The 8,249-nt window shown below is 57.3% G+C and carries 8 protein-coding genes; 6 read left to right on the top strand and 2 right to left on the bottom strand.

Going from position 1 to position 8,249, the window contains the following annotated elements:
- Window positions 1–636 precede the first annotated feature (636 nt).
- From GBC55_RS29170 to GBC55_RS29155, 4 genes are all read left to right on the top strand, one after another.
- Window positions 637–1,977 (top strand): MFS transporter, encoded by a 1,341-nt coding sequence (locus GBC55_RS29170; protein WP_162441092.1) that lies wholly within the window; start codon window positions 637–639, stop codon window positions 1,975–1,977.
- Window positions 1,958–2,890: a 2-hydroxyacid dehydrogenase gene (locus GBC55_RS29165; RefSeq protein ID WP_162441093.1), complete on the top strand. Its 933-nt coding sequence runs from the start codon at window positions 1,958–1,960 to the stop codon at window positions 2,888–2,890. Before GBC55_RS29170 ends, GBC55_RS29165 begins: the two co-directional genes overlap by 20 nt.
- Before the next feature lie 171 nt (window positions 2,891–3,061).
- On the top strand, window positions 3,062–4,159 hold the full coding sequence (locus GBC55_RS29160; RefSeq protein WP_162441094.1) for a carboxynorspermidine decarboxylase: 1,098 nt from the start codon (window positions 3,062–3,064) through the stop codon (window positions 4,157–4,159).
- A 28-nt stretch (window positions 4,160–4,187) separates the two neighbouring features.
- Window positions 4,188–5,423 carry a saccharopine dehydrogenase family protein gene (locus tag GBC55_RS29155; protein WP_162441095.1) on the top strand — a complete coding sequence of 412 codons (1,236 nt, stop codon included), beginning with the start codon at window positions 4,188–4,190 and terminating at the stop codon, window positions 5,421–5,423.
- Window positions 5,424–5,566: 143 nt separating this feature from the next.
- On the opposite strand, the gene GBC55_RS29150 is transcribed toward GBC55_RS29155, so the two are convergent.
- A complete protein-coding gene (locus GBC55_RS29150; RefSeq protein WP_162441096.1) occupies window positions 5,567–5,770 on the bottom strand; it encodes a hypothetical protein in 204 nt (67 codons plus the stop codon).
- A 540-nt stretch (window positions 5,771–6,310) separates the two neighbouring features.
- Here GBC55_RS29150 and GBC55_RS29145 point away from each other — a divergent pair.
- Window positions 6,311–6,910, top strand: a complete 600-nt coding sequence (locus GBC55_RS29145; RefSeq protein ID WP_162441098.1) for a trypsin-like peptidase domain-containing protein — start codon at window positions 6,311–6,313, stop codon at window positions 6,908–6,910.
- Between the two features lie 66 nt (window positions 6,911–6,976).
- On the opposite strand, the gene GBC55_RS29140 is transcribed toward GBC55_RS29145, so the two are convergent.
- Window positions 6,977–7,246, bottom strand: a complete 270-nt coding sequence (locus GBC55_RS29140) for a hypothetical protein (protein WP_162441097.1) — start codon at window positions 7,244–7,246, stop codon at window positions 6,977–6,979.
- Between the two features lie 168 nt (window positions 7,247–7,414).
- On the opposite strand from GBC55_RS29140, the gene GBC55_RS29135 reads away from it, so the two are divergent.
- On the top strand, window positions 7,415–7,630 hold the full coding sequence (locus GBC55_RS29135; RefSeq protein ID WP_038983759.1) for a TOBE domain-containing protein: 216 nt from the start codon (window positions 7,415–7,417) through the stop codon (window positions 7,628–7,630).
- Window positions 7,631–8,249: the final 619 nt, after the last annotated feature.

The raw sequence follows: 8,249 nt of genomic DNA, 5'->3' as shown, positions 1-8,249 counted from the left end.
GGCGCTCCCGGACGGCGTCGTGACGCGCCCCTTGGCACTGGCCATGAGCGGCGCCGGCATCGGCGTGGCCTGGACCGGCCTGGAAAACCCTCGCAAGCGTGCGCTGATGCAGGTGCTTGATGAGCTCTATCCAGTGAAGGGTAATGACGTCAGTTAGGGCAACGGTGGCAGGTTCAGAGGTGATTCAATCAGGCAGACTGGTCCAGGCAAACTGCCTGTTCACTTGAGCGGTACGCATACATTTGTGGCGAGGGGATTTATCCCCGTTGGGCTGCGCAGCAGCCCCAAAAGCTGCAACAGAGGTGTATCAGGTATACCGCGTGCGATGGTTTTACGACTGCTGCGCAGCCGAACGGGGATAAATCCCCTCGCCACAGGATTTCGCTAGCCTATCCCCTCACCACAGGATTTCGCTCGCCTGAAGATCGTTTAAGTGAATAACAAGCCCGGCCACTGCGCCGGGCTTGTTCGTTGGGCTAAGGGACTGCTCATTTTCTTGCAAGTCTTGAAATCCCACAATATGGGTTTGCAATTCACATATTGAACTAAGCCCGCCTCTGGTTTATGGTCAGCCGTAACCCAGTGACCCGACACCAGTCGGGCACCAAGAATAAAGACAATAAGAGGAATTCCCCCATGACTGGTCCTTCACTGGACGTCCGTCTGCATGCCAGTACCATGAAGAAGCTCAACCTGAAGCTGATTCCGTTCCTGATGCTGCTGTACATGGTGGCTTACATCGACAAGTCGAACATTTCGGTGGCGGCGTTGACGATGAATGCCGACCTTGGCCTCAGCCTGCGCATGTACGGCCTCGGCGTCGGGCTGTTCTTCCTCACCTACATCCTGTTTGAAGTGCCGAGCAGCCTGATCCTGACCAAGGTCGGTGCGCGGCGCTGGATAGCGCGGATCATGATCACCTGGGGCATCATTGCCGCCGGCATGAGCCTGATCCAGAGCGCCAACCAGCTGTATGTCATGCGCCTGCTGCTGGGCGCCGCTGAAGCCGGTTTTACCCCCGGGATCATCTACTACCTGTCGCAATGGTTTCCCCGTAGCGACCGTGCCAGGGCCATGTCGTGGTTCTACATTGGCGCGGCGTTGGCGTCGGTGATTGGTCTGCCGATGTCCGGCGCCCTGTTGCATCTGGACGGCGTGCTGGGAGTCAACGGCTGGCGCTGGCTGTTCCTGCTCGAAGGCATTCCGGCGGTGGTGCTGGGTGTCGTGGTCTTGCGCTACATGCCTGACTCGCCGACCACCACCCACTGGCTGGACAGCGCGCAGAAAGCCTGGCTCAGCCGCACGTTGCAGGCCGAACAGGCGACCACGGTTATCTCTCACAAAGACGCCTGGCACGTGGCCTTCCGCAGCCGCCAGGTGTGGTTGCTGAGCCTGTTCTGGTTGCTGCAAGCGTTCGGGACCATCGGCGTGACGCTGTTCCTGCCGCTGATCGTGCAGTCGGTCTCGAAACAGGGTTCGTTCGTCGTCAGCCTGTTGTCGGCGATGCCGTTTTTCCTGGCCTGCGTGTTCATGTACATCAACGGCCGTCATTCCGATCGAACCGGCGAGCGAGGCTGGCACCTGGGTGGGCCGCTGTTGCTGGCCGGGGTCATGCTGGGCCTGGCGGTGTTCACCGGCAACCAGTGGCTGGCGTACGTGCTGCTGGTGGTGGCGGTCGGTCTGAACTGGGCGGCGACGCCCGTGTTCTGGGCCACGACCACCGAATACCTGTCCGGCCCGGCGGCCGCCGTGTCGATTGCCTTGATCAACTCCATCGCCAACCTTGCCGGCCTCGGCTTGCCGCCGGTCATGGGTTGGATCAAAGACGCCACCCACAGCTACGACTACGCCTTGCTGATGGTGGCGGCCGCGCTGATTGCAGGCGGTGTGCTGGGTCTTTATCTGGGCGGCCAACGCATTCGCAAAGTCACTACCGTTTCTGTCCAGGGGGGCATCGATGAAATCAACCGTGCTTAAAGTCGCGCGTCTGCCGGACATGCTCAGCGAGCGGCTGTATGCCGACTATGACGTGCTGGAAGGCAGTGAAAGCGGCGACGAATTGGAGGCGGACAAGGTCCAGGGTATCCGCGCCTTGATCGCCAATGGCGAGTCACGGGTGCAGGCCGGTTTGATCGAGCGCCTGCCGGATCTGCAAGTGATCGTCGTGTTTGGTGTCGGCTATGACGGTATCGATGTCGAGGCTGCCCGGGCCCGTGGCATTACCGTGACCCACACCCCCGATGTGCTCACCGACGACGTCGCCGATTTCGCCATGACCTTGATGCTGGGCACTGCCCGTCGTATTGCCCAGGCCGATCGCTTTGTGCGTGAGGGCCGCTGGCAACAGGGACCTTTTGCCTTCACGCGCAAGGTCAGCGGCAAGCGACTGGGCATTGTTGGACTGGGTCGGATAGGCCAGGCAATTGCCCGGCGCGCCGCGTCTTTCGACATGCACATCAGCTACCACGGTCGACGTCCGCAGGCGGTGGATTATCCGTACTACGCGTCGGTCACCGAACTGGCTGCAGCGGTGGATTTTTTGCTGATCGCCGTAGGAGGAGGGCGCTCGACTCATCATCTGATCGATGCCGGTGTGCTCGATGCCCTGGGCAGTCAAGGCATCCTCATCAACGTCGGACGCGGCAGTGTGGTCGATGAAGCGGCGCTGGCACAGGCGTTGGCCGAAGGGCGTCTGTTGGGTGCCGGACTGGACGTGTTCGAAGATGAACCGAGGCCACACGCCGGTTTGCTGGACCTGGACAACGTGCTGCTCGCGCCGCATATGGCCAGTGCCACCTGGGATACGCGGCGGGCGATGTCGGAGTTGACCCTGGCCAACCTGGCCGCGCACTTTGCCGGTGAACCGTTGCCGACGCCGGTACCGGACTGATCGGTTGAGGTGATCGCCTCACATAGTCGTGCTGGCAGTGCACGGTGCAGGGGGGATGAACCGCCAGTCACAGCTAAATGCCAGCAAGCTGTTATTTCTGCTCTTTCGATATGTTGTCTGTGCGGGCACAATGCGCATCCTTTTTTGGCTAACCTTGCCGGATGCCTCGAAATGATCAAAACGCCGTACTACCTCATCGACAAGCAGAAGCTTCTGGTCAACATGCAGAAGATTGCCTACGTGCGCGAACAGTCCGGGGCCAAGGCCCTGCTGGCACTCAAGTGCTTCGCCACCTGGTCGGTGTTCGACCTGATGCAGCAATACATGGACGGCACCACGTCGTCGTCGCTCTACGAGCTCAAGCTCGGTCGCCAGAAGTTCGAAGGTGAAGCGCACGCGTACAGCGTGGCCTGGGCCGATGATGAGATCGAGGAGATGCTCGATAACTGCGACAAGATCATCTTCAACTCCATCAGCCAGCTGCAACGCTTTGCCGAGCGCTCCGAAGGCAAGACCCGCGGCCTGCGCGTCAACCCGCAAGTGAGCAGCTCCGATTACCTGCTGGCCGACCCGGCGCGTCCGTTCAGCCGTCTGGGCGAATGGGACCCGGTGAAGATCGAAGGCGTCATCGACCAGATCTCCGGTTTCATGTTCCACAACAACTGCGAAAACGGCGACTTCAGCCTGTTCGACCAAATGCTCTGCACCATCGAAGAACGTTTCGGCGAGCTGCTGCACAAGGTCAGCTGGGTCAGTCTGGGCGGCGGCATTCACTTCACGGGTGAGGGCTATGCCCTGGACGCGTTCTGTGCGCGGCTCAAGGCGTTCTCGCAAAAGTACGGTGTGCAGGTCTACCTGGAACCGGGCGAAGCGGCGATCACCAACAGCGCCTCGCTGGAAGTCACCGTGCTCGACACCCTTTACAACGGCAAGCACCTGGCGGTGGTGGACAGCTCCATCGAAGCGCATCTGCTTGACCTGTTGATCTATCGCCTCAACGCCAAGCTGGCGCCGAGCGAGGGTGATCACACCTACATGGTATGCGGCAAGTCGTGCCTGGCCGGGGACATCTTCGGCGAATACCAATTTGATCGTCCGCTGACCATCGGCGATCGACTGTCGTTCATCGACACGGCAGGCTACACCATGGTCAAGAAAAACTGGTTCAACGGCCTGAAAATGCCGTCCATCGTAGTGAAACAACTCGACGGTACAGTCGAAGTGGTTCGTGAATTTGGTTACGAAGACTACCTGTCCAGCCTTTCGTAAAGCGGACAGATAAGGAGTGATAAAGCAATTGAAAAAGAACGTTCTTATCATTGGTGCAGGAGGTGTCGCCAAGGTGGTGGCCCACAAGTGCGCGCAGCACAACGACGAACTCGGTCGTATCGCTATCGCGTCGCGCAACATCTCCAAATGCCAGGCCATCATCGACAGCATCAAGGCCAAGGGTAGCCTCAAAGTTCCCGCCGACATCAAGGCCTTCTCGCTGGACGCTCTGGATGTCGAAGCGACCAAGGCACTGATCCGCGAGACCCAATCGCAGATCGTGATCAACGTCGGCTCCGCGTTCCTCAACATGTCGGTGCTGCGTGCCTGCATCGATACCGGCGTGGCCTACCTGGACACCGCCATCCACGAAGAACCGGGCAAAGTCTGTGAAACACCGCCCTGGTACGGCAACTACGAGTGGAATCACCTCGAAGAATGCAAAGAGAAGAACATCACCGCGATCCTCGGTGTGGGCTTCGATCCGGGTGTGGTCAACGCTTATGCCGCACTGGCACAGCAAACGTATTTCGACCGCATTGATTCGATCGATATTCTCGACGTCAATGCCGGTTCACATGGCAAATATTTCGCCACCAATTTTGACCCGGAAATCAATTTCCGTGAGTTCACCGGACAAGTGTGGAGCTGGCAGAACAGCCAGTGGACCAGCAACACGATGTTCGAGGTCAAACGCACCGACGATCTGCCGGTCGTCGGAGAGCAGAACCTGTACCTGACAGGTCACGATGAAGTGCACTCCCTGTCGAAAAACCTCGACGTGCCGAACGTGCGTTTCTGGATGAGCTTCGGCGAGCACTACATCAACGTGTTCACCGTGCTGAAAAACCTTGGCCTGCTCTCCGAGCAACCGGTCAAGACCGCTGAAGGCCTGGAAGTGGTGCCACTCAAACTGGTCAAGGCCGTACTGCCTGATCCGGGTTCGCTGGCGCCTGGCTACACCGGCAAGACCTGCATTGGCGACCTGGTAAAGGGCACCAAGGACGGCAAGCCGCGCGAGGTGTTCATCTACAACGTGGCCGATCACGAGGAAGCCTACGCAGAAACCGACAGCCAGGGCATTTCCTACACCGCTGGCGTGCCACCTGTCGCCGCAGCGCTGCTGGTCGCCCGTGGCGAGTGGGATGTGCAGCGCATGGTCAACGTTGAAGAGTTGCCGGCTGAGCCGTTCCTCAAGGCCCTGGATGTCATGGGCCTGCCGACGCGCATCAAGGACGAGAATGGAGATCGTCCCTGGAACTGAAACGCCTGAGGCTCCCGACATACCGGTGAGCCTCGTTCAGTGCTCCGTTCGTCGATAAAAAAACGCCGCTCAATTGAGCGGCGTTTTTATTTGTCTGGTCTCGTGCTGATTAACCTGAGGCTCTCGAATTTGGTGGTGCAAAGTCAGAGCGCGTAGCCCAGAACTTGCCCTGACTGGGATTCCTGCGACGCAACCATCAGGTGCAATGGCATGCATTCGACTTCCATGCACACGATTTCAAACCCGCCCACTACCTGCACCTCTCGCTCCCCCAAAGTGGCTGCTTCATCGGCCAATGCCTTAGCCATTCTCGCGTGGTTCGCTGCGATTTCATTGAGAGTTGACACGTTCCGTCTCCCGGTGACTGACCTAGCCTAGCGCTGGCGTCCTTGATTGTTGATTTGAATGCCGTCGCGTCAGAATTCCGTTGTTCTGGGCCAGCTATCTGCGTCCTTTGCAATCCTTGAGCCAGTCATGGTCAGAAAAGTGGCGCAGCCTCCATTGACCCGATGATCGGCATGTTCAAGCCGATAACCGAAGCTTAGGTCAACTTTGCAAACTCATCTTTAAAAACGTTTCACCCCCGTCATAGAAGAAAGCTTTTTGTACGCCTTAATATGACTTTATATCGGCGTCAATTTTTATTGCTAGTTTATGTAACCAAAAGCGATTGTCTTTAGCGCAATTCATTTACTCCAACTTTCAGAACCTCAGCCATAAATAACAAAGTGCCATCACGCTCTTCGGCAAGGACTACGACAACCCTAAAAAAACAATTATTTTGACGACAAAAAACAGTCATATCCTCCCTATTAAGTCGGTGATTAATCATGATCAAGATCATGGCCTGCTTTTTAATAGGAGCTGTACTCGCAGGATGCAACGGCATGGTAAAACCCGATTTTTCGGGGGCTGCCAACGATTCCTACTTCACGATTTTCTCAGGCTTTCCTCTTCCGTATATGTACATGGCGTCGGCCGTGCAATGGAATGAGGATTACGCCGTCACAACCCGGCATACGCCGCTGATTCCCAACGTGCAATACAGCTGCAGTACCGGCTGTGACCTCGTCTTCATTCGCCACAAAGCCAACGGCCGCTACCCTTCGTGGCGCGCACCGCGGGTGGGCGAGGACATTACGGCCGTTGGGTCGAGCCCGTACATGGCCACCGCTACCGGCAAGGGCAAGGTGTACCAGGCGCCTTTTCTCAATACCGATGAACACAGTGGCGACCTCTATGCCATCCACGATGCTCCGCTGGTCAAGGGGATGTCCGGTGGCCCCGTAATTGCCAACGATGGCAGCGTCGTCGGTATTAATATGGGGTTCTATTCCACGACGTTAAACGATGTCAGCGCGCATCCCGGTGTAAAAGGCGCGCAGCGGATCAGTGTTTTTATTCCCTATTCGATTATTCAACGTGAATGGCAATTGTTACAGGCTAAACTTGATAGTCCGCAGGGGACGAAGTTTGCCGCCAAGTAATCATGCAGGACTGTTGACCTGTGTGGCGAGGGCGTGAATGCCTTCGCCACCGTTACAGCGCCGCCTTCATAAGTCTTTCTTAAACTCTTTATCGAGATGTTTGTCGTCCTTGTGACGTTCTTTATCGAGGTGCGTGTCCTCTTTGTCGATGACGTCTTCGTCATGCTTCACACCGTTATCGATCTCGTCGGCATCGTGATCGACACCTTTGTCAATTTCCCGATGGTCGTGACGGACACCTTTTTCGAGGAGGTCTTCGGCGTGGGCAACCCCGACAGGGGTGAGGAGGCCTGCGACGAGCAGTGGCGCAATGAGCAGCGCTTTAAGCGTCTTCATGTCGTTCTCCGTTGCGAGTGCCAGTGATTGGGCGGTTGGATGAATCAAATATTCCTAAAAGGTATAAATAGATAATTATATATTCCTTTTAATGTTGGTTCCGTCGGTGCACTTTGGGGGCCTGCACATCCGTGCGAATAACCACGACATCAGCCAGGAAGCCTTAATATGACCATCAAAGCGATCAACGTCCGCAACCAGTTCAAGGGCGTCATCAAGGAAATCGTCGAAGGCGAAGTGGTTTCCGAAATCGACGTGCAAACCGCCTCCGGCATCGTCACCTCGGTGATCACCACGCGCTCGGTGCGTGACCTGGAGTTGAAGGTCGGCAGCGAAGTGATTGCCTTCGTCAAATCCACCGAGGTGTCGATTGCCAAGTTGTGATCAGCCTCGCTTTATCGGTATCTGATAACGGTGCCTTTGAGCTTGTGACCCTCGATGGTTTCGAAATCCGTTGCTGCGGGTTGATTGTTGACGTTAGCAGGCGGCTGGGGAGTTTCCAGAAAAGGGCTGTGAGGGGGTGCCGGTTTTGTGTGGGTCTATAGATCCGTTTCTGCAGTCACGCCATACCCCTTGTAAGAGCAAAGCTTGCTCGCGATGGCGGCTTGATAGCCTGTAGGTTTCTTCCAGATGTCCCCGGATCAAACTGTGGGAGCTGGCTTGCCAGCGATGGCGTCCTGACAGTCGCTGATTTCTGGCGGGTGTAATCAAATCAAACTGTGGGAGCTGGCCTGCCGGCGATAGCGGCCTGATCGGCGGTGCGATTCTTGCTGGTGTACATATCCATTCCTGCGGTCACGGCTGCTATTGGTTTCGCCCTTACGGCGAGTCACTTGGAAGAGCGCCAAGTAACCAAACGCTCTTGCCCCTTTCGTACGGTGCCTCGCCTGGGCTCGGCATACCCTCGCTCCGGTCCTGCTCCGTGGGCCCGCCGCGATCGGCCATCCATGGCCGTGCGCGGCTAACCCGGCATCCATGCCGGGTTGCCCACTGCGCAGAACCT

The organism is Pseudomonas sp. TNT3, from assembly GCF_010095445.2.
Classification (GTDB): Bacteria; Pseudomonadota; Gammaproteobacteria; order Pseudomonadales; family Pseudomonadaceae; genus Aquipseudomonas.
Note: the sequence above shows the minus strand (reverse complement) of the source record. Positions and strands in the feature narration are given on the sequence as shown.

Coding starts and splice junctions, on each gene's coding strand:
- GBC55_RS29170 (WP_162441092.1), top strand. CDS start 637: ATGACTGGTCCTTCACTGGACGTCCGTCTGCATGCCAGTACCATGAAG.
- GBC55_RS29135 (WP_038983759.1), top strand. CDS start 7,415: ATGACCATCAAAGCGATCAACGTCCGCAACCAGTTCAAGGGCGTCATC.
- GBC55_RS29145 (WP_162441098.1), top strand. CDS start 6,311: ATGGTAAAACCCGATTTTTCGGGGGCTGCCAACGATTCCTACTTCACG.
- GBC55_RS29140 (WP_162441097.1), bottom strand. CDS start 7,246: ATGAAGACGCTTAAAGCGCTGCTCATTGCGCCACTGCTCGTCGCAGGC.
- GBC55_RS29165 (WP_162441093.1), top strand. CDS start 1,958: ATGAAATCAACCGTGCTTAAAGTCGCGCGTCTGCCGGACATGCTCAGC.
- GBC55_RS29160 (WP_162441094.1), top strand. CDS start 3,062: ATGATCAAAACGCCGTACTACCTCATCGACAAGCAGAAGCTTCTGGTC.